This window comes from Micromonospora sp. NPDC018662, from assembly GCF_044391475.1.
Classification (GTDB): Bacteria; Actinomycetota; Actinomycetes; order Mycobacteriales; family Micromonosporaceae; genus Micromonospora.
In genome coordinates this window covers 25,517-48,886 of record NZ_JBISAC010000015.1, presented here as the reverse complement: position 1 = coordinate 48,886, position 23,370 = coordinate 25,517, and the positions used below count along the sequence as shown (strand labels likewise).

The following is a 23,370-nucleotide window of genomic DNA, read 5'->3' as shown; positions in this document are numbered from 1 at the left end:
CGGCCCCGTCCGCGCGGCGTGCTCAGTCGGCGAGCGCGCCGGCCGCCCGGCCCTCGTGCAGGGTCAGGTTGCGACCGCTGCCCGGGTCGAACAGGTGGATCTTCTCCAGGTTGAACCACACCCGGCGCGACTCGCCCTCTCGCGCCGCCGACTCCGCCGACAGGCGGGTGACCAGGCTGGACCCGGCGCCGGCGAAGTCGGCGGCGCCGGCGTCGGCGGCCAGCTCCTCCAGTTCGGCGGCGGTGGCGCGCTCCCCCTCGACGGTGAAGTAGACGTACTTGTCCGAGCCCATCGACTCGACGATGTCCACCGGCGCCTCGAACTCCAGGCCCCGGCGGCGGGTCTCGTCGTCGATCAACGCGGCGTCCTCGAAGTGCTCCGGCCGGATGCCGAGGATCAGCTCCCGCGGCGCGTCACCGGCCTCCAGCTCGCGGCGGACCCGCTCACCGATCGGCACGTCGCCCAGCGCGGTCCGCAGCTTCCCGTCCTCCACCGCGGCGTGCACGAAGTTCATCGACGGCGAGCCGATGAACCCGGCGACGAAGAGGTTGCGCGGGTGGTCGTAGAGCTCCTGCGGCGGGCCGACCTGCTGCACCGCGCCGCCCCGCATGATGACCACCCGGTCGCCCAGCGTCATCGCCTCGGTCTGGTCGTGGGTGACGTAGACCGTGGTGGTGCCGAGCTGCTTCTGCAACCGGGACACCACCGTGCGCATCTGCACCCGCAGCTTGGCGTCCAGGTTGGACAGCGGCTCGTCCATCAGGAACGCCTTCGGCTGGCGGACGATCGCCCGCCCCATCGCGACCCGCTGCCGCTGGCCGCCGGAGAGGTTGGCCGGCTTGCGGTCCAGCAGGGCGGTCAGCTCCAGCACCTTGGCGGCCTCGTCCACCTTCTGGTTGATGGTCTCCTTGTCCATCTTCGCCAGGCGCAGCGGGAAGGCCATGTTCTCCCGGACCGTCATGTTCGGGTAGAGCGCGTACGACTGGAAGACCATGGCGATGTCCCGGTCCCGGGGCGCCTTGTCGTTGACCCGCTCCCCGGCGATGCGCAGTTCGCCGTCGCTGATGTCCTCCAGCCCGGCGATCATGTTGAGCGTGGTGGACTTCCCGCAGCCCGACGGGCCGACCAGGATGACGAACTCGCCGTCGGCGATCTCCAGGTCGACGTCCCGCACCGCGGTGGTCCCGTCCGGGAACCGCTTGCTCACCTTGTCCAGCACGATGTCAGCCATTGTTACCACCTATCCCTTGACTGCGCCGGAGGTCAGGCCGGAGACGATGCGGCGCTGGAAGAAGAGCACGAACAGGATGATCGGCACGGTGATCACCACGGCGGCGGCGCAGATCGCCCCGGTGGGGTCCTCGAACTGCGACTCGCCGGTGAAGAACTGCAGGGCCACCGGGACCGTGCGGGACCGCTCGGTCGAGGTGAGCGTGATCGCGAACAGGAAGTCGTTCCAGCAGAAGATGAAGACCAGGATGGCCGTGGTGAAGACGCCCGGCGCGGCCAGCGGGGCGATCACCCGCCGGAACGCCTGCCCCTGGGTGGCGCCGTCCATCTTCGCCGCCTTCTCCAGGTCCCACGGGATCTGCTTGAAGAACGCCGACAGCGTGTAGATCGCCAGCGGCAGCGCGAACGTGATGTACGGCAGGATCAGGCCGGGCCAGGTGTCGAAGAGGCCGAGCTGCCGCTCGATCTCGAACAGCGGCGACACCAGCGACACCTGCGGGAACATCGCGATCAGCAGGGAGACCCCGACCAGCAGCTTCTTGCCCGGGAAGTCCAGCCGGGAGATCGCGTACGCGGCCATCGTGCCGAGCACCACCGCGACCGCGGTGGCGATCAGCGCGATGCCGATCGAGTTGACCAGGGCCCGGACGAACTGGTCGGTGTCGAAGATCGTCCGGTAGTTGTCCAGCGTCCACTCCCGAGGCCAGAACTTGCCGTCGGTGAGCGTGGCCGGGGTCTTGAACGACAGCGAGGCGATCCAGAGCACCGGGACCAGCGCGAAGACGACGACCACGACGTCCAGCACGCCCCAGCGCAGCTTCGCCCGCGTGGTGGTTTCCACGGCCATGTCAGCGCCTCTCCCCATCGTCGCTGCCGGGGGCAGCGGTGCCGAACAGCTTCACGAACACGAAGGCGATGATCGCCACGGTGATGAAGATCAGCACCGACATCGTGGAGCCGATGCCGAGGTTCAGGCCCCGGATCAGGTTGTTGTAGGCCAGCATCGACACCGACGAGGTCTCGTTGCCGCCGTTGGTGAGCACGAAGATGTTGTCGAAGACCCGGAACGCGTCGAGCGTGCGGAACAGCAGCGCGACCAGGATCGCCGGCTTCATCACCGGCAGCATCACCTTGGTGAACCGCTGCCACGCCGTCGCGCCGTCGGTGGAGGCCGCCTTGAGCAGGTCCTCCGGCACCAGCGCCAGCCCGGCCATCAGCAGCAGCGCCATGAACGGGGTGGTCTTCCAGATCTCCGCCAGCATGATGATCGCCAGCGAGCTGGCCCGTTCGGTGAGCGGCGCGCTGCCGTCGAACAGGTTCGCCAGGTAGCCGGTGCCCGGCGTCCAGGCGTACCGCCAGGAGAACGCCGCGACCACCGTGACGATGCCGTACGGGATCAGCGCCGCGGTGCGGACGATGCCCCGGCCGACCAGGGTCCGGTGCATGATCATCGCCAGGCCCATGCCGAGCACCAGCTCGACCGCGACCGTGACCACCGTGATCAGCGCGGTCACCCCGAACGCGGTCCACCAGAAATCGTTCGTCAGCACGGTGACGTAGTTCTCCAGCCCGACGAACTGCCGCTCGTCGGGGAACCGCAGGTCGTAGCGCTGCAACGACAGCCAGATCGAGTACAGGATCGGGTAGGCGGTGACCAGCACCATGACCAGCGCGGCCGGCGCGCACAGCAGCCAGCCCAGGCGCCGCTCGGCCCGCTTGTTGTCGCTCAGCGGGGCGCGGACGCCGCGGCGGGCCCGCTGGGCGGGCACCGCGGCGTGCTTGCCGCTCGGCTGCTCCGTCTCGGCGGCGGCCTCCGCGCCGGCCGGAGTGGCGTTCACGCTCATGGCAGCACACCCTTCGACTCCAGCGCGTCGGCGATGGCCTTGCGCAGCTCGTCAGCGGTCCGCTCGGGGTCGATCCCCGAGGGCGGCGACAGGATCGCCGACATCACCGTGGAGATGCTCTGGTACGCCGGGGTCAGCGGTCGCACCGCCGGCTCCTTCAGCTCCTCCAGGATGGTCTCCTTCATCGGGTACGCCTCGGTCATCTCCGGGTCGTCGTAGACCGCCTCGATGGTCGGCGGCACGCCGTCGTTGACCGCGGAGAACTTCTGGTGCTCCGCGTTGCGGATGCACCGGGCCGCCTCGAACGACTCGGTCGGGTGCTTCGAGTACTTGCTGACCGCCAGGTTGACCCCGCCGATGGTGACCTTGCTCGGGGTGTTCGCGTCGATGCCGGGCACCCGCGCCCACTTCACGTCCTTGGCCAGCTCGGGGTTGGCCTCCTGCATCGCCGGATAGACGAACGGCCAGTTCACCTGGAACGCGCCGCCGCCGGACTGGAACTCCAGCCGCACCGGGTCCTCGACCGCGTTGCTGAACGACGGCGAGGTCACGCCCGACGTGGCGAACGTCTTGAGCTGCTCCAGCGCGCGCACGGTGCCGGCGTCCATCACCGCCTTCTTGCCGTCGTCGCTGAGGATCTTCCCGCCGGCGCTCTCGGCCAGCGTGTTGTAGAGCACCACCAGGCCCTCGTACTGGGCGCCCATGGTGAGCACCCGGTAGGGCTTGTTCTGCTCCTTGAGCTGCTGGGCCGCCGAGATCATCTCGTCCCAGGTCTTCGGCGGCTGCGACACCAGGTCGGCGCGGTACCAGAGCAGCTGGACGTTGGTGTTCTTCGGCGCTCCGTAGAGCTTGTCCTCGTACCGGGCGGTGTCCAGCGGGCCGGCGAGCGTGCCCTGCTCCACCTCGGCCTTGTCCTGGCCGGTCCACTCCCGGATCCAGTCCGCGCTGGCGAACTCCTGGGTCCACGTGACGTCCAGGCCGAGCACGTCCATGCCGGTGTCCTGCGCCGCGAGCCGCCGTACCATCTGCACCCGCTGCTCGTCGGCCTCGCGGGGCAGCACCCGGTAGCTGATCTTGTAGCGCCCCTGGGCCTGCGCGTTGCAGTCGTCGACCACCTTCTGGAGGTTCTGCTCCGGCGGGTAGTACAGGTTGATCGTCGGCGTGCCACCGTCGCCGCCGGACCCGCAGGCGGCCAGCGGGGCCACCAACGCGAGCGCGGCGGCTGCCGCCGCCGCCCGTCCGGCCGGCCGCCGTGCGGCCGTGTCGGGGACTGTCGTCATCACCCTCCCCCTCTCTTCGGCGAGAGCCGGGGAGGTCACCCGTGCCCCGGCGCACGGCGAGACGGCGAGGCACCGGCCCGTGCGCCCGACGCCCCGGGCGTTTCGTGCGGCAGAACGTGCCCGACCTGCGACGAAGCGAAACATCACGGTCACGTGACGGTGACCGCCGCGCTGCGCGTCCGGGCGACCGCGCCTAGGTTGGGGGGATGGACGCCACCTTCTTCTTCGACCCGGTCTGCCCGTGGACCTGGCGCACCTCCCGCTGGCTCGTCGCCGTCGCCCAGGCCCGCGGGCTGCGTGTCGAGTGGCGGGCGTTCAGCCTGGCCATCCTCAACGACGGGCAGGTCGCCCCGGAGTACGCCGAGGCGATGGCCGCCTCCGGCCGGGTGCTGCGGCTGGTGGAGGCGCTGCGCGCGCAGGACCGGCACGAGGACGCGGGCCGCCTCTACACCGAGTTGGGCACGCGCAGCCACGACGTCGGGGACCCGCTCGGCGACCGGACCGTGGCGGCGGCGGTGGAGGCGGCCGGTGTGACGGACGCCGCGCCCGCGCTGGACGAGGAGCGCTGGGACGCGGCGGTGCACGAGTCGCACGCGCTGGCGTACGCCACGGCCGGCCCGGACATCGGCTCCCCGGTGCTGATGGTGCCGGACGCCGCCCGCGGCATCCACGGGCCGATCATCACCGAGGTTCCGGGCACCGAGGACGCGCTGGTCATCTGGGACTCGATGCTGCCGCTGCTGCGCCTGGAGACGTTCCACGAACTCAAGCGCGCCCGCCGCTGATCGCGTTTTACGCGTTGTACGCTGCTTTCGTGATGGAGCGTGAGTACGCCTGGACCGAGGTCGGCAAGGCGAGCGCCAGCCGCCACGACGTCTCGGAGCAGGAGGCGATCGAGGCGCTCTACTCACCGCAACGGATCGAGAACCACATCGGGAGCTTGCTGCTCGGTCAGGCAGTGGATGGAGGGAACTCGATGAGCGCTGACCGTGATCCGCGCACGATGAGCCGCGAGGAGTTGGTGGCGTACTTCGACCGGGGCGGCGACATCTCCGAGTTGCTGCGGGACGCGACCCGCGGGCCCGACCTCGGGCCGGCGCCCACTGCGGAGAGCGTGCCCATGGTGGTGACCGGCGTCCGGCTCCCCTCCACGATCGTCAGGCAGCTCGACGAACTCGCCGGCAACGACAAGGGTGGCCGGTCGGGTCTCATCCGCCGGGCGATCGACGAATACCTGGCCCGGCACGCCGGTGAGGCGGCCTGACCGGCGTCCCACCAGGTGAACGGCGAGACTACCGGGCGGGAACGGACTGGACTAGCGTTTCCCTAGCTCCGTGGCCCCGCGCGTCGCCGCCGCTGTCGACCCGCCGCCGGCTGTCCCCCACAGCCTGCTCGATCGGTGGGTTCTCCCGGGAACCGTCGCCCGCGTGCGCACCGGTTGGGCAGGATTTTCCCGAGGAGGTGCCGTCGTGCAGGACACCCGCGCTCTCGCCCTGTCGTTCGAGGTGAGCGGCCTGCCCCCGGTCAAGACCGAGGCCCTGTCCATCTTCGCCGCCGGGCACCGGCAGGCGACCAGGGTCCGCACGCTGCTCCAGGCCGCCTGCACGGCGGCCCAGCGCACCGGGTGGACCCCGCTCGCCGGGCCGGTCGAGGTGGACCTGACCCTGCGTTGCCCGCCCGGGCACCGCACCTCCGACGCCAGCACCCTGCTGGGCGGCGTGTGCGCGGTGCTGCAGGACAAGAAGCGGGTCTCCACCATCGGCCTCGCCCACCTCGGGGTGCTGGTCGACGTCGCGCTCTGGTCCGACGACCGGCAGATCCGCCGGCTGTCGTACGCCGAGGAGCCGGCGGACGACTTCTCGTACCTGGTCCGGGTGGCGGCCGTACCGACGATGGTTTGACCGACGCACGCGGTGGGGTACCGCGGACGCCGACGAAGGGAGCCCCGATGTCGGAGCCACATGTCACGCTCGACCCGAGCGGGCTCGATCCGGTGCAGCAGAAGCTGCGCGGCCCGCTGGAGGATCAGCTGACCTCGGCCCTGCAGGCGGCCGCCGAACGGATTCGCGCCGGTTACGCCGGCGAGCCGGTGGAGGACGTCTGCCGTCGGCTGCTCGACGAGACCCGGGCCGGCCTGCACCCCGACATCGCGGCCGGCTTCCAGCCGGACATGGACGAGTTCTGTCGGGTGGCGGTGGCGATCGTCCGGGGGGAGGTCGGCTGAGCCCGGCCCCGACGCGGGTGGTGTTCAGCCGCGCCGGACGTTGACGGCGACGACGTGGGCGCCGTCCGGGCGGGTGAACTCGCCCAACCGCACCGGCACCCGTCCGCCGTCCGGGGAGCGCAGGCCGAGCCCGAAGCTCAGGTGCCCCTCGAAGTCGCCGGCCGCGGCCCAGCCGAGCAGCGTCGGGTAGCCCACCGCCGCCGGCGGCACGTCGGCGGTCCGGCCGCCCCGCGCGTCGTGCGCCTGCGCCGGGGAGAACCGCACCGACAGGTAGGCCGTGCCGGGCAGCTCGACGGGGTCGCCGCGTCCCTCGGTCACCACCTGCGGCACGTATCCGACCCGGTAGGACGGGGTGGGCCCGCGGAACGCGAACGTGATCCGGCTGAACCCCTCCGCCGGGTGGTCGCCGACCTGCACCGCCACCAGCACGGGCAGCGCCGCGCGGGGCGCCGTGGTGACCGGCACCCGCACCGGGTGGGCGACGTGGGCCGGCGTGCCGGGCACCGCCTAGCCCCAGGTGACCCGCCAGGATCCGGCGGCCGTCGCGTCGGTCGGTGCCGGCCGGGTGGCCGGCGGGAGCGGCGCGGCGACCGTCGTGGCGGTCGTGGCCGGCGCGGCCGGCGGTGTGGTGGTCGAGGGCGTCGGGGACGCGCCGTCGTGGCCGGTCGTCGTGCAGGCCGCCGCGAGCAGCACGACCAGGCCGGCGAGCAGCGGTACGCGCTGGAGAGTCATGGTTCAGTGTCGCTCCGTCACCGGCCGGCACACCAGAGGCGTTCCCCAGGGATGGTCCGGACGGGTCAGGACCGGGTCCGCAACTCCCCGGCCCTGACCCCGGTCGTCCGAAAGTGGTAACGGTCCACGCCGCGGGAACACGGCGGGCATGGCACGTCGCCCACGCCGGGCTCCAGACGGCGAGCCGTTCTGCCCGCACTCAGCTCCACGGTGCTCTTACCACCGGACTCCGGTGCGCCCCCGACTCACCCCGACGAGGCGTGGACGCCGGCTCAGGTTAGGCGCGTCCGCGCAGGTCGGACAAGCTTCGGCCGGGGCGGACGGCTGTGATTGATGTCAATGCCGAAATGCGGCATGTCGACGTAACGGGGTCAGCCGGGGCGGCGCTGTTCGTCTTCGAGGCGCTGGCCGCGATCGGCCTCGCGGGCCGGCGCGGACCGCGCCGCCGCCGCACCGGCGATGAGCGCCAGCGCGCCGACGTGCAGCACGCGTACGCCGGCCGGTGCGGGCACGGTGGCGGCCGGCAACCCGGGCAGCAGGAGCGCGCCCAGGCCGGTGACCGCCAGGGCGACCCGCCAGAACACCTGTGGGTTCGCCGCCGGGGCGGGCGGGACCACGCCGTCGAAGATCTCCCCGTGGCGGGCCGCCCGCGCCGCCAGGACGACCACCAGCAGCCCGCCGCCGCCGCTGGCGAACACGTCCGCGAACTGGAACCAGTACAGCCCGGTCAGGGCGTGGAAGTCGGTGATGCCGACCAGCCGGGGCAGGCGCGCGCTGTGGCTCACCCGGTCCCACCCGACGTGGCTGAACGCGCCGATCAGCGCCGAACAGACGGTGACCTGCCAGGGGTGGCGTACGCCGGCCAGCCCGGCGTACCGGGGCCAGCCGAACAGCCTGGGCGCGGGCAGGTGCACGGCGATGCCGGCGACCACCCGGCGGACGATCCAGGCGTACCCGAGGGCGACCGGCAGGCACCACCAGAGCAGCCCGCCGAGCGTGTGGGTGCGCATCCCGAGGTCGAGGCGGGTGCCGCTGAACAGGTAGCCGACGTCCGGCGCGACCGCGCCGGTGCACAGTGCCACCCCGTCGAACCAGCGCGGTCGCCACAGCTTCAGCGGCAGCACCGGCGCCAGGTGCGACGGGAACGTGAGCGGCACGTTCCGGACGTTACCGGCCGGCTCAGAAGTGCCGGGTCAGGTCGGGAAACGCGGCGAGTCGAATCACCCCGGGGTCGGACGGGTCCAGCTCCTCGTGCTCCAGCACCCAGGTGTTCTCGTTCGGGATGAAGACCGCGTTCATGCCGGCGGCCCGGGCGGGCAGGATGTCCGAGCGCGGGGAGTTACCGATCATCCAGGCGACCGCCGGGTCGAACGCGTGCTCGCGGGCCAGCCACCGGTAGGTGTCGACGTTCTTCTCCGGCACGATGTGCGCCGCGCGGAAGTGGTGCAGCAGCCCACAGGCGTCGAGTTTGCGCTGCTGCTCCTCGCGCTCGCCCTTGGTGAGCAACAGCAGCTCGTGGCGGGTGGCGAGATCGTCCAGCGTCTCCGCCACGCCCGGCATCAGCTCGACCTGGTGCCCGACCAACGCGGCCGCGAGCTGGTCGATCTCGACGCGTTCCCGTTCCGTGGCGGGACGCTCGCGCAGCTTCTCCAGGCACTCACCGAGGCTGCGCAGGAAGATCTTGCTGCCGTAGCCGTGCGCCACCGCGTTGGCCCGTTCCACGTCGTCGAGCACGGCCCGGATCTGCGCCCGGTCCAGCGTCGGGTGGTCCAACCAGGTGAGGAAGTCCTCGATGACGCGCTCGAACAGGACGTTGTTCTCCCAGAGCGTGTCGTCGGCGTCGAAGACCAACACTGATCGCATCGAACCTCCCCGTCCGGCCCCGCACACCGTACTACTGAAAGGCGGGGGCCCCGCTTAACGTTTTTGGTAGAGGCGGGGCCCCCGCTTAACGCCGGAGTGTTAAGCGGGGCCCCCGCCTTACCGCCGGACGGACCGGGCGGACCGGCCGGTCGGCGGGCGCTGCGGTGCGGGTGGCCGACTGCGGAATCCCGGGTCCGGCGCGATGCTTCGGCGATGACTCCCGCACCCGCCCCATCCCCTCCGACGCGGGTCCGGCACCGGCGACGCACGGCCGTCGCCGTGGCGGCCACGCTCGCCGTCGTCGGCGGCACGCTGCCGGCGACCCCGGCGCTCGCGGTCAACGCCGCTCACACCACAGTGGTCAGCGCCGCGCCGGCGGCTTGGACGCCGCACGCGCTCGACGGCACCGTGTACCGGATCCTCCAGCTCGGTGACCGGGTCTACCTGGCCGGCTCGTTCACCAAGGTACGCAACGCGAACAGCACCGCGCAGCTGGCGATGCCCCGGCTGGTGGCGATCGACGCCACCACCGGCCGGATCGACACCACGTTCAGGCCGGTGGTCAACGGCACGGTCCGGGCGCTCGCCGCCGCCGCGGACGGCCGCTCGCTCTATCTCGGCGGCGCGTTCACCACAGTGAACGGTGTCGCCGCGCCCCGGGTGGCCCGGATCGACGCGGCCACCGGCGCGCGCGTCGCCGGGTTCGCCCCGGCCACGCTCAACAACCAGGTCAACGACATGCGGCTGGTCGGCGACCGGCTGCTCGTGGGCGGCGCGTTCCAGACCGTGGGCGGGGTGACCCGGCGCGGCCTGGCCGCCCTGAACGCGACCACCGGCGCCGCCGACGCCTCGGTGAACCTGCGGCTGGACGGCGCGCGGGTCACCTCCTCCGGGGCCACCTCGCCGGTCAAGGTGGAGGCGCTGGACGTCTCCGCCGACGGCCGGCGGCTGGTCTTCGCCGGCAACTTCAGCACCGTGTCCGGCGCGGCGCGGCACCAGCTCGCGGTGGCCGACCTGGGCGCCAGCGGCGCCACGCTCTCCGGCTGGGCCACCACCCGCTACCAACCGCAGTGCGCCAAGACGATGCCGGCCTACCTGCGCGGGGTGGACATCTCGCCGGACGGAACCTGGTTCGCGGTGGTCACCACCGGCGGCCCGTTCCCCGGCACGCTCTGCGACTCCGCGGCGCGCTTCGAGTTCGGCGCCGCGACCGGGAGCAAGCAGCCGACCTGGGCCAACTACACCGGCGGCGACACGCTGCTGTCGGTGGCGGTGACCGGCGCGGCGGTCTACGTCGGGGGCCACCAGCGCTGGCTGGACAACCCGTCGGGACGCAACTCGGCCGGCCCCGGCGCGGTGTCCCGGCCCGGCATCGGGGCGATCCACCCGACCACCGGCCGGGCGCTGGCGTGGAACCCGACCAAGGACCGCGGGGTCGGCACCGCCGAGCTGTACGCCACCGAGCGTGGCCTGTGGGTCGGCAGTGACACGGTGACGGTGGCCGGCGAGTACCACGCCCGGGTGGCGTTCCTGCCGTTGGCGTGAGCGACGCGGGGCACGACGGGACCGCCGTGCCCCGCGCTCAGCGGCGCAGGGTGAGGATCAGGTCGGCGACCAGCGCCGTCCACCCGGTCTGGTGCCACGCGCCGAGCCCCGCGCCGTTGTCGCCGTGGAAATACTCGGGGAAGCAGATCAGGTCCCGCCAGTCCGGGTGGGTCTGGAACAGTTGCGCCGCGCCGTAGATCGGCCGCCGCCCCCACCCGTCCCGGGTGAACAGCGAGATCAGCCGCGCCGACAGGTCGTCGGCGATCTCGTCGAGCGTCCGCTTCACCCCGGAACGGGTCGGGTACTCGACCTGGAGGTTGTCGCCGAAGAACGCGGCGTGGTCCCGTAGCGCGGTGATCAGCAGGAAGTTCGTCGGCATCCAGATCGGGCCGCGCCAGTTCGAGTTGCCGCCGAACAGGCCGCTCGTCGACTCCGCCGGCTCGTAGCCGACGCTGAACTCCTGCCCGCCCAGCGTGACCGTGAACGGCTTGTCCAGGTGGGCGCGGGACAGCGTGCGCAGACCGTAATCGGAGAGGAACTCGTCGGGGTCGAGCATCCGGGCCAGCAGCCGCACCACCTGCTCCGGGCCGACCATGGACAGGAGCCGCTGCTGGGTGCCGTCCGGGCCGAGCCGACGGGCGCCGATCACGTCGGCGTACTCGGGACGGTTGGTGAGGAACCAGCGCAGCCGGGCGCCCAGCTCGGGCAGGCGGCGCATGGTGCGCGTGGTGAGCCGGGTGACCGCGGCCAGCGGCAGCAGGCCGACCACCGAGCGGACCTTCAGCGGCACCTGCGTGCCGTCGGCCAGCCGCAGCACGTCGTAGAAGAACGCGTCCTCGGCGTCCCACAGCCCCTGGGAGTACGCCGCCGCGGCGATGTACGCGAAGTGCTCGAAGAACTTCGTCGCGGTGTCCACGTACGCGCGGTCGTGCTCGGCCAGCACGATCGCCATGTCGAGCAGGTTGAGCGCGTACATGGCCATCCAGCCGGTGCCGTCGGACTGCTCCAGCGTGCCGGCCACCGGCAGCGCGGCCGACCGGTCGAACGGGCCGACGTTGTCCAGCCCGAGGAAGCCGCCCTCGAACACGTTGTTGCCGCCGGTGTCCTTGCGGTTGACCCACCAGGTGAAGTTGAGCAGCAGTTTCTGCATCACCCGGGCGAGGAAGTCGTGGTCGCGGGCGCCGTCGATCTCGAAGACCTTCAGCGCGGCCCAGGCGTGCACCGGCGGGTTCACGTCGCCGAACGCCCACTCGTACGCCGGGATCTGCCCGTTCGGGTGCAGGTACCACTCGCGGAGCAGGAGCAGGAGCTGCTCCTTGGCGAACCCGGGATCGACCCGGGCGATGGTCACGCAGTGGAACGCCAGGTCCCAGGCGGCGTACCAGGGATATTCCCACGGGTCCGGCATGGAGAACACGTCGAAGCTGGTCATGTGCCACCAGGCGCTGTTGCGCCCGTGCCGCCGGCCGGCCGGCGGCGGCGCCGAGCCCGGGTCGCCCTCCAGCCACCGCTTGACGTCGAAGTGGTAGAACTGCTTGCCCCACATCAGCCCGGCGATGGCCTGGCGGGCGACCAGCGCCTCGTCGGCGGTCGCCGCGGCCGGGATGACGCTGTCGAAGAACCGGTTCGCCTCGGCACGCCGGGCCCAGAGCACGGTGTCGAACCCGTCGCCGAGGTCGGCCGGGGCGGGCGGGTCGCCCGCCGGGGGCGGCGCGGTGCGGGTCAGCCGCAGCCGGATCCGCCGCTGCTCGCCGGCCGGCACGTCCAGCACGTAGTGCAGCGCGCCCTTGGTGCCGACCCGGTCCGAGTTGACGGTGGCGGCGCCGGCCACGACGTGGTCGTTGATCCCGTCCTTCGGGTACGCCGAGCGCCCGCGCAGCCCCCACAGCCGCTCGGCGTTGCTCTCGTTGTCGCACAGCAGCGGCGTCGGGTCGCCGTCGCCCTCCAGCAGCAACTGGCCCAGCACCCAGTGCTCGCCGACCAGCCGGGAACCGCTGCCGACCAGCTCGGGGACCCGGTCGGCGCCGGGCAGGCCCCACGCCCAGGTGTTGCGGAACCAGAGCGTGGGCAGCACGTGCAGGGTGGCGTCCTCCTCGCCCCGGTTGGCCACGGTGACCAGGATGCACATGTCGGTCGGCGACGCCTTGGCGTAGTCGACGGTCACCGCCCAGTACCGGTCGTCGTCGAAGATGCCGGTGTCCACCAGCTCGTACTCGGTGTCGTCCCGGCCGCGCAGCGCGTTCACCGCGACCAGCTCGTCGTACGGGAAGGCGGCCTGCGGATAGTGGTAGCGCCAGCGCATCCAGGAGTGCGTCGGCGTGCTGTCGAGGTACCACCAGTATTCCTTGGCGTCCTCGCCGTGGTTGCCGCCGTCGCCGCCGAGGCCGAACATCCGTTCCTTGAGGATCGGGTCGCGTCCGTTCCACAGCGCCAGCGCGAAGCAGAACGTCTGCCGGTCGTCGCAGACGCCCGCCATGCCGTCCTCGTTCCACCGGTAGGCTCGGGACCGCGCATGATCGTGGGGGAAGTAGTCCCAGGCCGTGCCGTGCTCGCTGTAGTCCTCCCGTACCGTCCCCCACGCCCGCTCGGACAGATAGGGGCCCCATGCGCGCCAGTCCTGCTCCCCGGCATCGGCCTGGGCGAGCCGGTGCCGCTCGGGGTCGGGGGTCGCGGAGGTCGGGCGGTCGGTGATCACCCGCACATCTTCGACGTCCCAGGGGTACTTCTCCACAGCGGCCATTGTCGTCGTGGTCTGTCACACCTCGCTGCCGGTGGAGGAAAGTTGATCGACATCCGTTTCGGCCCGCAGGTCTGCGGGACGCTGTCCGCCGCCGCCGGGCGGGAATGGCTGGTCACGGACGGGCGCGGCGGCTACGCCACGGGCACCGTGGCCGGGCTGCGCACCCGCCGCTACCACGGTCTGCTGGTGGTGCCCGGCGAGACGCCGGCGTCCCGCAAGGTGGGACTCGCGAGCCTCGACCCGGCCGTGACGCTGCCGTCCGGGCGGCAGGTCCGGCTCGGCGCGCACGAGTGGTCCTCCGGGGTGGTCGACCCGCGCGGCTTCGAGTCGCTGGAACGCTTCGACCTCACCGACGGGGTGCCGCGCTGGCGGTGGCGGGTCGGCGACGTGGTGATCGAGCGGGAGATCGCCATGACGTACGGCCGGTCCTGCGTCGCCGTGGTCCACCGGCTGGTCTCCGGCGGCCCGGTCCGGCTGGACCTGGCGGCGGCCTGCACCTGGCGCGACGCGCACGGCGAGCGGCGGGCCGACGGGCCCATGCCCCGGCTGGAGCCGGTGGCCGGCGGCGCGGTGGTCGACGGCGCGTTCCGGCTCGCCGGGCCGGACTGGACGCCGGAGGGCCAGTGGTGGCTCGGGGTCCGGCACCGGGCCGAGGCGGCCCGCGGCCTGAACCCCGACGAGGACCTCTGGTACGCGGGCCGCTTCTCCGGCGCGCTCGACGAGCCCGGCGCGACGGTGACGGTGCTGGCCTGGGCGGACGACCTGGCCGAGGAACCGCCACCGGCGACCGCCGTCCTCGAGGCGGCCCGGCGGCGCAACCGGGCGGTGGTCGCCGCGGCGAAGCCCGACGACGCGGTCGAGGCGACGCTCGCGCTGGCCGCCGACGCGTTCGTGGTCCGCACCGCCAGCGGCCCGGACGTGGTGGCCGGCTACCCCTGGTTCGGCGCCTGGTCGCGGGACACGATGATCTCCTACGAGGGGCTGTTCCTCTGCGCCAACCGGGCCGACGAGGGCCGGGAACTGCTGCGCGCGTACGCGGGCACGCTGAGCGAGGGCATGCTGGCGAACACCGCCGACACCGGCCGGGTCGAGCACAACACGGTCGACGCCACGCTGTGGTTCCTGCACGCGGTGAGCCGGCACGTCACTGTCACCGGCGACACCGACCTCGGCGACGAACTGCTGCCCGCGCTGCACGGCGTGGTCGAGGCGCACGTCGCCGGCACCCGCTACGGCATCGGCGTCGACCCCGCGGACGGGCTGCTCACCCAGGGCGGCCCGCCGGACGTGGCGCTGACCTGGATGGACGCCCGGGTGTACGGGGTGCCGGTGACTCCGCGTACCGGCAAGCCGGTCGAGGTCAACGCGCTGTGGATCAACGGGTTGGCCGGGCTCGCCGAGCTGACCGAGCTGGCCGGCCGGGACGCCGGCGCGCTGTGGACGCTGCACTCCCGGGCCACCACGTCGTTCCGCGACCGGTTCCCCGCGCCCGCCGGCTGGCTGCACGACGTGGTGGACGCGCCGGCGCCCGCGTACCCGCTCGGCGGCGCCCCGTACCACGACGACGACCTGCTGCGCCCCAACCAACTGCTCGCCTGGTCGCTGCCGTACGCGCCGCTGGAGCCGGACGAGGCCACGCTGCGCCGGCTCACCGAGGCGTTGTTCACGCCGCTCGGGCCGCGCAGCCTCGCCCCCGACTCCCCCGGCTTCACCGGCCGGCACCGGGGCGGCCCGGCCGAGCGGGACGCCGCCTACCACCAGGGCACGGTCTGGCCCTGGCTGACCGGGCCGCTGCTCGACGCGTACCGGAAGGCGGGCCTGCCCACCGCGGACCTGCTGGTCGGGCTGGAGGGCCACCTGGTCGAGGACGGCCTGGGCTCGGTCAGCGAGACCGCCGAGGGCGCGGCCCCGCACGCCGCCACCGGCTGCCCGTTCCAGGCCTGGTCGGTGGCGGAGCTGCTGCGCGCGCGGCGGATGCGCCGGTAACCCGTTACAGACCGGCAACCGGCGCGTCTCCGCCGGTTATCGACGCCTGGGCAGGATGGGTCCCGATCCCACCGGGCACCCGCAGCGACGCCGACGGGTCGGGGACGTCCACAACTCAAAGGGGGCCGCGTGTCAGCTGACGCCGAAGTGATCGACATCCAGCCCGCCCGGCGCCTGCGGGTGCTGCTGCTCTCCTGGGAGTACCCGCCCGTGCTCGTCGGCGGGCTCGGCCGCCACGTGCACGCGCTCTCCGTCGCCCTGGCCGCCGCCGGGCACGAGGTCACCGTGGTCACCCGGCACGCCGAGGGCGCGCCGCTGGAGGAGTACGCCGACGGCGTGCGCGTGCTGCGCGCCGCCGAGGACCCGGTCCGTTTCCCGCTCGCCACCGGGTCGCTGCTGGCCTGGACCATGGCGTTCAACCACACGCTCACCCGGGCCGCCCTGCGCGCCACCGAGTCCGGCGCGTACGACGTGATCCACGCCCACGACTGGCTGGTCGCGCACACCGCGATCACCCTGGCCGAGCACTTGGACGTGCCGCTGGTGACCACCATCCACGCCACCGAGGCCGGCCGGCACCAGGGCTGGCTGCCCGAGGAGATGAACCGCACCATCCACGGCGTCGAGCACTGGCTGAGCAATGCCTCCGCCCGGGTGATCGCCTGCTCCGGCTACATGCGCGACCAGGTGGCCCGGCTGTTCGACCTGCCGACCGGCCGGATCGACGTGGTGGCCAACGGCGTGGACGACCGGGCCTGGCGGGCCCGCCCGCACGCGGTCGCCTCCGCCCGGGCCCGCTTCGCCGGCGACGGGCCACTGATCGGGTACGCCGGCCGGCTGGTCTACGAGAAGGGCGTGCAGCACCTGGTGCACGCCGTGCCGCACCTGGCCGACCGGCACCCCGGCCTGCGGGTGGTGATCGCCGGGGACGGGCCGTACCGGGACGAGCTGGTCGACCAGGCGCACCGGCTGCGCCTCGGCGACACGGTGCGGTTCGCCGGCTTCCTGGACGCCACCGAGCTTCCCGCGGTGCTCGCCGCCACCGACGCCACCGTGATCCCCAGCCTCTACGAGCCGTTCGGCATGATCGCCCTGGAGGCGGCGGCGGCCGGCGCGCCGCTCGCGGTGGCGCGTACCGGCGGGCTGGCCGAGATCGTCGAGCCCGGGGTGACCGGGGTGACGTTCCCGCACGGCGACCCGGACGCGCTGGCCGGCGCCGTGGACCGGCTGCTCGGCGACGAGGTCTTCGCGCGCCGGGTGGCGCGCAAGGCACGCGCCATGGTGTCCCGGCGGTACGCCTGGTCGGCCATCGCGGCCCGGACCGCCGGCAGCTACGCCGCCGCCCGACGGGAGCACCACACGTTCCAGACCCGGCGGGCCGCCGCCCGGCTGGCCGGCGGCCGGTCCGCCATCGCCATTCCGGACGGAAATCTGCTGGCCGGAGCCGCGAGCTGAGGCGACCCGCCCTGATGGGATAGGTGCGGTCCGATCCGTTGGCTATTGTGGACCACGGCCAGCGGTGAGGAGTGCGGTGCGGAACGTGGTGATCGCCGGACGATACCGCCTGATCGAGCTGGTCGGTCGCGGTGGGATGGGCCAGGTCTGGCGCGCGCGGGACGAGGAGCTCCAACGCGAGGTCGCGGTGAAGCAGGTGGTCCCGCCGAACTGGCTGGCCGAGCACGAGCGGGACGAGCTGCGCGCCCGTACGCTGCGCGAGGCGCGCACGGCGGCGCGGCTCAACCACCCCAACGTGGTCCGGGTCTACGACGTGGTCCGGGTCCAGGGCGACCCCTGGCTGATCATGGAGTACGTCCCGTCCCGGTCGTTGCAGGAGCTGATCGAGGCCGACGGCCCGCTGCCGCCCGGGCGGGCCGCCGGGATCGGGGTGGCGGTGCACGCCGCGCTGCGCGCCGCGCACGAGGCCGGCGTGCTGCACCGCGACGTGAAACCCGCCAACGTGCTGCTGGCCCGGGACGGCCGGGTGCTGCTCACCGACTTCGGGCTGGCCGTGTTCGAGGGCGGCGACGGCGCCATGACCCGTCCCGGGCTGGTCCTCGGCTCCCCGCAGTATGTCGCACCGGAACGCGCCGCCGACGGCGTGTCCAGCGTCGAGGCGGACCTGTGGTCGCTCGGCGCCACCCTGCACGCCGCCGTGGAGGGCCGCTCCCCGTACGCCCGCAGCACCGCGATGGCGACGCTGGCGGCGCTGGCCAGCCAGCCCCCGGACCCGGCACCGCACGCCGGTCCGCTGATGCCGGTGCTGGTCGGGCTGCTGCGCCGCGACCCGCGCCACCGACTCGGCCACGACGACGTCGCCGGGTTGCTCGCCGACGCCGCCGGGCCGGCCGCCGCTCCGGCCCGGCCGGCCGTCGATGCTCCGACCGTGCCCAACCAGCCGGTCCGCTCCGGCCCGCGCACCGCCGGCGTCGGGGGCGGGGCGGGGGCGGGGCGCCCGGCCGGGGTCGGGTCCGCCGTCCCGCCGCCGAGCGGGTCCGGCATCGGCGTCCCGCCGGTCGCCCGACCCGCCCCTCCGGTCCCGCCGCTGAGCGGCTCCAGCATCGGCGTCCCGCCGGTGCCCCGGTCCGACCCCGCCGAACCACCGGCGAGCGTGGCCGTCGGCGGCGCCCCGCCGGAAACTGGGACCGTGGGCGGCACCCGGCCGGCGAGTGGCACCGCACGGGCCGTCGCGCCGGGAAGCGGCACCCGGCCCTCGCCCCCACCCGGGGGCGGGGCCGGCCGGGCCGTTCCGCCGCCGACGAGCGCGACCGGACGGGCCATGCCGCCCTCGACGTCCGGTGAGGTGCGGGCCGCGCCCGCCGCCGGGCCGGGACGCCCGGACCCGACCGATCCGGACGGCGCGGACGCCGCCGACCGGCCGACGGTGGGCTACCCGGACCTGATGCCGCCGGCCGCGGCGGCCCGGGCGTGGAGCCGGGCGGCGCTGGGCAGCGAGTGGGCGCGGCCGACCGACGATGAGCCGGAGCCCTCGCCCGACCGGGAGCACCGCTCGGGCGACCTGGACCGGCCGGAGAGCGACGGTTGGGCCCGGGACACCCCCGACCGGCCGGTGGGCGGGTTGGGGCCCACGGTCCTGACCAGCTTCGTGGACCCGGGCAGCCCCACCGGCCCGGAGGGGCCCGCCGCCCGCGCCGACGCGGCCAGCCCGGTGCACACGCCGGGGCTCGGCGGCGCCCCCACGACGATCCCGCCCCCGGTCACCTCCAGCGGCCTGACGGGCAGCGGCGCGCTCCACGACGATCGCGTGCGCGGGGCCGCGCCGTCCCGTACGCCGGGCGGAAGCGGGACCGCCTCCGGCGGGCTGTCGTATGACGTACCCGGTCGGAGCGGGACCGGTCGCGCCGGCTCGCCCGACGGCCCGGCCGGCGGCGACCGGCACCGGACGACCACGCGGCGCTGGCTCCTCGCCGCGGGGGCCGCGGCACTGGCGGTGCTGGCCGGTGTCGGCACCGCCCTCGCCGTCGACGGTGACCACGGGCATTCGCCGGACGGCGACGACCACGCCGCACCGGCCGGCCAGCCGTGGGAGCGACCGCCCCCACCCGGCGGGCCGGGCGGGCCGCCGCCCCCGCCGTTTCCCTGCATCCGCCCCGACGTGGCCGGCACGCCGGTGCAGAAGGGCCCGCCGCCGGCCGACCCGGCGGTGACCATCCCCGCCGGCTGGGTCTGGCCCGCCGACACCGGCGGCTTCCACATCGCGCTGCCCGCCGGGTGGCTCCAGCTCCGCTCCGGCGACACCACGTGTTTCCAGGACCCGACCACCCGGCGCATCCTGGGTGTGGAGCCGTACCCGGGCGGCGACCCGGTCGGCCGGCTGCTCTCGGCCGAACGGGACCTCACCTCCGCCGGCCGGCTCCCCGGATACGAGAAGGTGCGGCTCGACGCCGACGGCGACGGCGCCGAGTGGGAGTGCCGCTGGATCGCGCCGAGCGGAGAACGCCTGCACGCGTTGCGCGTGCTGCCCGGCGAGGAGGCCGGGTGGACGCTGGGCCTGACCACCTCGGACGCCGACTGGGCCGCCGCCGAGGACCAGTTCGCGCTGATCCGGGACAGCATCCGGCCGATCCGACCCACCCGCACCGCGGGATGACCGGCGGGCGTCCCCCGGTCGCACCGACTGACTACAGTGGCGTAGTTTCGTCGATCAAGATCTTTGGGGAGGGCGAGCCGAGATGATGGGACCGTCCCACGCGCTGTCCGGCGCGGCGGTGTGGTTGACCGGCTCCTGGGCGCTGGACCAGTTCGCCGACTATCACCAGACGCCGCTGGCGCTGGCGGTGGGCACCGCGGTCTGCGCGGGCGGGGCGCTCTTTCCCGACCTCGACCTCTCCGGCAAGGTGACCCGCAACCAGGGTGGCGCCACCGTGGCCCGGACGTTCGGCGTGTTCAGTCTCTTCGTCGCCGAGGTGATGGAGAAGATCTCGCTCGGCGTCTACTACGCCACCAAGCTCAGCAAGGATCCGCGCCGCAACAACGGGCACCGCACGCTGACCCACACCGTGCCGTTCACCGTGCTGGTCGGGTGGGGCACCACCGCGCTCTGCGCCCACTACGGCAAGTGGGCGGTGGTCAGCATCCTGTTCTTCATGATCGGTCTGGCGTTGCGCGGGCTCTTCGACGAGTGGGCCGAGCGGGCCGGCTGGGTGGTGGTCACGCTGGTGTCCGCCGCCGCGGCCTGGTTCACCTTCGCCAACCTGCCCGGCGACCGGGGCTATCCGATGATCGGTCTCGCCGTCGGCGTGGGGTGTTTCGTGCACATCCTCGGCGACATGATCACCCGGGCCGGGGTGCCGATCCTCTGGCCCATCCCGATCCGACGGCGGATGTGGACGATGATCGGGCTGCCCAACAAGATCGCGCTGCGCACCGGCAGCAAGGCCGAGACGGTCGTGCTACGGGGTGCGCTGACCGTGCTGGCCGTACTCGCCGCGCTGGGCCTGGTCGCGCCCTCGGTGCTGCAACGCTTCGACATCCAGGTGTGACGCGGGGCGGCGGCGCGACGACACCCGGGGGCATCCCCCTCGGTCCCCTTTCGAGCTGAGAGCACGAACGACTCAGCGCCGACGGACAGCCGAGTCGTTCCCGCCATCAGCTCGAAAGCGTCTGCCGGCCCGGGTGCGCCAGGTCCGGTCCGCCGCCCGACGCGGCTCGCGTCACCGGGGCGTCAGCAGGCAGAACTCGTTGCCGTCGGGGTCGGCCAGCACCACGTCGTCGGCGGTGTGCCGGCCGGCGCCGACCCGCGTCGCCCCGAGCGAGAGCAGCCGGTCGATCTCCGCCTCCCGGTCGCCGTCGGCCGGCGGCGCGAGATCCAGGTGTACGCGGTCCCGGCCGTGCCTCGGCATCAACGGTGGACCGCTCCAGGTGATCTTCGCCCCGCCGCGCGGCGACTGGATCGCAGTCTCCTCGTCCTGGTCCCAGACCAGTGGCCAGCCCAGCGCCCGGCTCCAGAAATAGCCGACCGCCTGCGTACCGTCGCAGTTCACCGCTCCGACGGACCCGCAGCCGGCGAGGAACCTGTTGCCCGCCTCGATGACGCAGAACTCGTTGCCCTCACCGTCGGCGAGCACCACGTGCCCCTCGTCGCCCCGCTGGCCGATGTCGACGTGCCGCCCGCCCAGCTCGATCGCGCGGGCCACCGTCTCCCGCTGCGCCTCCGGCGACACGCTGGTCAGGTCGAAGTGGATGCGGTTCTGCCCGATCTTCGGCGCCTCGGTCGGCAGGAACCGGATGCGCAGGCCGGCGTCGTCGTCAGGCTGGAGCGCGACGCCCTCGTACGGGTCGTCGACCACCTCCCGACCGAGCAACCCCGCCCAGAAACGCGCGAGCCGCAGCGGCTCCCGCGCGTCGACACTGATCGCGATCAGGTGACTCGTCATCGCCGCGCTCATCTCCGCTCCGCTGGCCGGCCCGGTCCGACCGGCGACCGAGCTTAGGACGCGGCGATCGGGCCCGCAGCCGATTATCGGGCCGCCGCCCTCCCCCTGTCCGGGACGACCGCCTCGGATGCCCCTGACCAGCCCGGACAGCCCGGCGCCTGTCCGGGACAGCTCCCGCTCCTTGCCGCACCGCGTCGCCCGAAAACACGATCGGAGGCAACCGAACAGGAACTCGACCGAGTTGCCGTCGGCGACAGGGGGCGCGCATCCCGCGCCTCCGGAAGGGAGCAACGATGCACCGCAAGGGACGCTCCATCAGAAACGCCGCCGTGCTGGCCACGGCCATCGGCGCCGGCCTGTCCCTGGTCGCGCCGTCGATGGCGACCGCCGCCCCGGTCGGGTCGGCGGAGGTGTCCGCGGACGCGGTGAACGAGCCGCCGAACTGGACGCCGGCGGGCTTCGGCACCATGACGAGCTGCAACTGGCGGCCGAGTGCCAACGGCAGCGGGGGCGCGACCGTGGCGAAGTCCATCTGGCTCCGAACCGGGCCCGGTGCGGGCTGCGGGAACGCGAGCGGCTACTCGATCCCCGTGGGGTCGCGACTCGGTGGCCGGTGCTTCGCGTACAACGACGCGGGCAACAAGTGGTACTACGTCAGCGTCGGGGGCACGGACCCGCTCGGGTGGATCTACTCGGGCAACGTCAAGAACGTCAGCACGTTCGACACGCCCTGCTGAGCGGCCGTTCGCGCTGACGCCGGATGGCCAGAGGTCCGCCTGCGCCCCGCGTGGGCGGGCCTCTGGCCCCGCGGCTCGCGCTACAGCACGTCGATCAGGAACTCCTGGTTCCCCTCGCCGGTGCAGGTCTCCTGGACCAGCTCCGCGTACGGCGTCAGGGCATTGTCCCGGATCCCGAGGCAGAACGTTCCGGACGCCGACCGTATCCGGAACCCCTCGGGTACCGGGGTGTCCACCGGTTCCATCCGGAAGACCTGGGCCGGGCGGTCGGCGGCGCAGTCGTTCCAGGGCATCAGCATGGTGGCCGCCGGCCCGTCGTCGATGACCGTGAGGCAGCCGATCCCCTCCTGCGGATGGTCCCACTTGAGGTGGTAGAGATCGCCGCCCACCAGTTGGAGGACGGTCGTGGGCGGTACGGCTCCGCCGCAGGGCCGCTGGGCCGCCACGGGGTCGGAGAGGCGGCCGGCGCTGTCGCGTCCCTCGCCGATGCACAGGTCTGGTGCCTGCGCCGGCCGGACACGGACCGCGCTCCCCTGCGCCTCGGTCGTGAGATGACGCGGCCCGGCCGTGGCGGGGCCCGCGGAGCCGGTAGGACCGGGCGACCCGGCCTCCCCATCGTTCGACAGGACGGCCCGGACGGTCACGCCGAGCAGGGCGAGGACGGCCAGCACCACCAACGCGACGCGTACCGGACGCGGTGGCCGCCACCACTGACGTCCCGGCACGGGAGGCGGCGAGGCCGGCGGTGGCCGGTCCGCCGGCCCGGTCGCCGGCACCGCCTCGGCGAGCCGGTCCCGGGCGGCCAGCCAGGAGTCGACGTGCTCCGGGCCAAGACACGCGCGCACGAACGCGGCCAGCACCTCGGGTTTCGGCAGACTCTGCCGGCGCAGGACGTCGGCGATCGTGCTGCGGGCCAACACGTCGCCGGAGGCCGCCGCCTTCTCCTCCAACTGCCGGAACGTGTATCCGCACCGGTCCTTGGCCTGCCGCATGAGGTGCACGAACTCGGTCACGTCACGGCAGGTATCCGGGTCAAAACGCTCCGCCATCATCGACACCCATGATGCCCGAAATGATCGCCGGGCTCAACCGAATGGGTGCCCGGGCGACGCCTGTCGGGTTATCGACTTGGCGTCCGCTAACGCCTGTTTTGAGGGTTTGGACGCGTCATACCACTCCCTCCGATGTGGAATGTCGTCTAATCTTCACGTCTGCGATCCGGGCAGGCGCTACACGGACCACCCGATCGACCCGGCGCAGCGGTCCGCAGGTTGAAGGAGCACACCGATGGTACG

Annotated in this window: 21 protein-coding genes; 10 read left to right on the top strand and 11 right to left on the bottom strand. The window is 73.3% G+C overall.

The features are described from left to right. Nucleotides 1-22: 22 nt before the first annotated feature. From ACH495_RS29365 to ACH495_RS29350, 4 genes are read right to left on the bottom strand one after another with little or no spacing between them, the layout of a single operon-like run. On the bottom strand, nucleotides 23-1,231 hold the full coding sequence (locus ACH495_RS29365; protein ID WP_396860954.1) for an ABC transporter ATP-binding protein: 1,209 nt from the start codon (nucleotides 1,229-1,231) through the stop codon (nucleotides 23-25). Nucleotides 1,232-1,240: 9 nt separating this feature from the next. After that, nucleotides 1,241-2,077, bottom strand: a complete 837-nt coding sequence (locus tag ACH495_RS29360) for a carbohydrate ABC transporter permease (protein ID WP_396860953.1) — start codon at nucleotides 2,075-2,077, stop codon at nucleotides 1,241-1,243. A 1-nt stretch (nucleotide 2,078) separates the two neighbouring features. Continuing rightward, nucleotides 2,079-3,074, bottom strand: coding sequence for a carbohydrate ABC transporter permease (locus ACH495_RS29355; protein WP_396860952.1), 996 nt, complete (start codon nucleotides 3,072-3,074; stop codon nucleotides 2,079-2,081). Further along, entirely contained in the window at nucleotides 3,071-4,354 is a 1,284-nt protein-coding gene (locus ACH495_RS29350) for an ABC transporter substrate-binding protein (RefSeq protein ID WP_396860951.1), read from the bottom strand. Before ACH495_RS29350 ends, ACH495_RS29355 begins: the two co-directional genes overlap by 4 nt. Nucleotides 4,355-4,560: 206 nt before the next feature. Here ACH495_RS29350 and ACH495_RS29345 point away from each other — a divergent pair, with 206 nt between their 5' ends. The 4 genes from ACH495_RS29345 (at nucleotide 4,561) to ACH495_RS29330 (ending at nucleotide 6,578) form a co-directional block, all read left to right on the top strand. After that, entirely contained in the window at nucleotides 4,561-5,139 is a 579-nt protein-coding gene (locus ACH495_RS29345; RefSeq protein ID WP_396860950.1) for a DsbA family protein, read from the top strand. Between the two features lie 32 nt (nucleotides 5,140-5,171). Beyond that, complete coding sequence (locus tag ACH495_RS29340) at nucleotides 5,172-5,618, top strand: ribbon-helix-helix domain-containing protein (protein WP_396861028.1); 447 nt, start codon at nucleotides 5,172-5,174, stop codon at nucleotides 5,616-5,618. 205 nt (nucleotides 5,619-5,823) lie between these two features. Beyond that, complete coding sequence (locus ACH495_RS29335) at nucleotides 5,824-6,255, top strand: hypothetical protein (protein WP_396860949.1); 432 nt, start codon at nucleotides 5,824-5,826, stop codon at nucleotides 6,253-6,255. 47 nt (nucleotides 6,256-6,302) lie between these two features. Further along, complete coding sequence (locus ACH495_RS29330) at nucleotides 6,303-6,578, top strand: hypothetical protein (protein ID WP_396860948.1); 276 nt, start codon at nucleotides 6,303-6,305, stop codon at nucleotides 6,576-6,578. Between the two features lie 24 nt (nucleotides 6,579-6,602). On the opposite strand, the gene ACH495_RS29325 is transcribed toward ACH495_RS29330, so the two are convergent. The 4 genes from ACH495_RS29325 to ACH495_RS29310 all read right to left on the bottom strand — a co-directional run bounded on the left by ACH495_RS29325 (nucleotide 6,603) and on the right by ACH495_RS29310 (nucleotide 9,200). Further along, nucleotides 6,603-7,082, bottom strand: a complete 480-nt coding sequence (locus ACH495_RS29325) for a hypothetical protein (RefSeq protein WP_396860947.1) — start codon at nucleotides 7,080-7,082, stop codon at nucleotides 6,603-6,605. A 3-nt stretch (nucleotides 7,083-7,085) separates the two neighbouring features. Beyond that, nucleotides 7,086-7,310: a hypothetical protein gene (locus tag ACH495_RS29320; RefSeq protein ID WP_396860946.1), complete on the bottom strand. Its 225-nt coding sequence runs from the start codon at nucleotides 7,308-7,310 to the stop codon at nucleotides 7,086-7,088. Nucleotides 7,311-7,681: 371 nt separating this feature from the next. Next, nucleotides 7,682-8,467 (bottom strand): DUF4184 family protein, encoded by a 786-nt coding sequence (locus ACH495_RS29315; RefSeq protein WP_396860945.1) that lies wholly within the window; start codon nucleotides 8,465-8,467, stop codon nucleotides 7,682-7,684. 22 nt (nucleotides 8,468-8,489) lie between these two features. Beyond that, nucleotides 8,490-9,200 carry an HAD family hydrolase gene (locus ACH495_RS29310; RefSeq protein ID WP_396860944.1) on the bottom strand — a complete coding sequence of 237 codons (711 nt, stop codon included), beginning with the start codon at nucleotides 9,198-9,200 and terminating at the stop codon, nucleotides 8,490-8,492. A 252-nt stretch (nucleotides 9,201-9,452) separates the two neighbouring features. Between ACH495_RS29310 and ACH495_RS29305 the strand changes: the two genes are divergently transcribed. Then, nucleotides 9,453-10,718, top strand: a complete 1,266-nt coding sequence (locus ACH495_RS29305; RefSeq protein ID WP_396860943.1) for a hypothetical protein — start codon at nucleotides 9,453-9,455, stop codon at nucleotides 10,716-10,718. 37 nt (nucleotides 10,719-10,755) lie between these two features. Here the strand turns inward: ACH495_RS29305 and ACH495_RS29300 are convergent, their stop codons facing one another. Further along, on the bottom strand, nucleotides 10,756-13,458 hold the full coding sequence (locus tag ACH495_RS29300; RefSeq protein WP_396860942.1) for an MGH1-like glycoside hydrolase domain-containing protein: 2,703 nt from the start codon (nucleotides 13,456-13,458) through the stop codon (nucleotides 10,756-10,758). Nucleotides 13,459-13,500: 42 nt separating this feature from the next. Between ACH495_RS29300 and ACH495_RS29295 the strand changes: the two genes are divergently transcribed. The 4 genes from ACH495_RS29295 to ACH495_RS29280 all read left to right on the top strand — a co-directional run bounded on the left by ACH495_RS29295 (nucleotide 13,501) and on the right by ACH495_RS29280 (nucleotide 20,444). Further along, nucleotides 13,501-15,444, top strand: coding sequence for an amylo-alpha-1,6-glucosidase (locus tag ACH495_RS29295; RefSeq protein WP_396860941.1), 1,944 nt, complete (start codon nucleotides 13,501-13,503; stop codon nucleotides 15,442-15,444). Between the two features lie 129 nt (nucleotides 15,445-15,573). Further along, nucleotides 15,574-16,899, top strand: a complete 1,326-nt coding sequence (locus ACH495_RS29290; RefSeq protein WP_396860940.1) for a glycosyltransferase family 4 protein — start codon at nucleotides 15,574-15,576, stop codon at nucleotides 16,897-16,899. A gap of 76 nt (nucleotides 16,900-16,975) precedes the next feature. Then, nucleotides 16,976-19,552 carry a protein kinase gene (locus tag ACH495_RS29285; protein WP_396860939.1) on the top strand — a complete coding sequence of 859 codons (2,577 nt, stop codon included), beginning with the start codon at nucleotides 16,976-16,978 and terminating at the stop codon, nucleotides 19,550-19,552. An 82-nt stretch (nucleotides 19,553-19,634) separates the two neighbouring features. Then, nucleotides 19,635-20,444 carry a metal-dependent hydrolase gene (locus ACH495_RS29280; RefSeq protein WP_281938795.1) on the top strand — a complete coding sequence of 270 codons (810 nt, stop codon included), beginning with the start codon at nucleotides 19,635-19,637 and terminating at the stop codon, nucleotides 20,442-20,444. A 171-nt stretch (nucleotides 20,445-20,615) separates the two neighbouring features. Here ACH495_RS29280 and ACH495_RS29275 read toward each other — a convergent pair whose 3' ends face one another. Next, on the bottom strand, nucleotides 20,616-21,338 hold the full coding sequence (locus tag ACH495_RS29275; RefSeq protein ID WP_396861027.1) for a VOC family protein: 723 nt from the start codon (nucleotides 21,336-21,338) through the stop codon (nucleotides 20,616-20,618). Between the two features lie 293 nt (nucleotides 21,339-21,631). Between ACH495_RS29275 and ACH495_RS29270 the strand changes: the two genes are divergently transcribed. Then, on the top strand, nucleotides 21,632-22,075 hold the full coding sequence (locus ACH495_RS29270; protein WP_396860938.1) for a hypothetical protein: 444 nt from the start codon (nucleotides 21,632-21,634) through the stop codon (nucleotides 22,073-22,075). Between the two features lie 80 nt (nucleotides 22,076-22,155). Here ACH495_RS29270 and ACH495_RS29265 read toward each other — a convergent pair whose 3' ends face one another. Then, nucleotides 22,156-23,088 (bottom strand): hypothetical protein, encoded by a 933-nt coding sequence (locus tag ACH495_RS29265; protein ID WP_396860937.1) that lies wholly within the window; start codon nucleotides 23,086-23,088, stop codon nucleotides 22,156-22,158. Nucleotides 23,089-23,370: the final 282 nt, after the last annotated feature.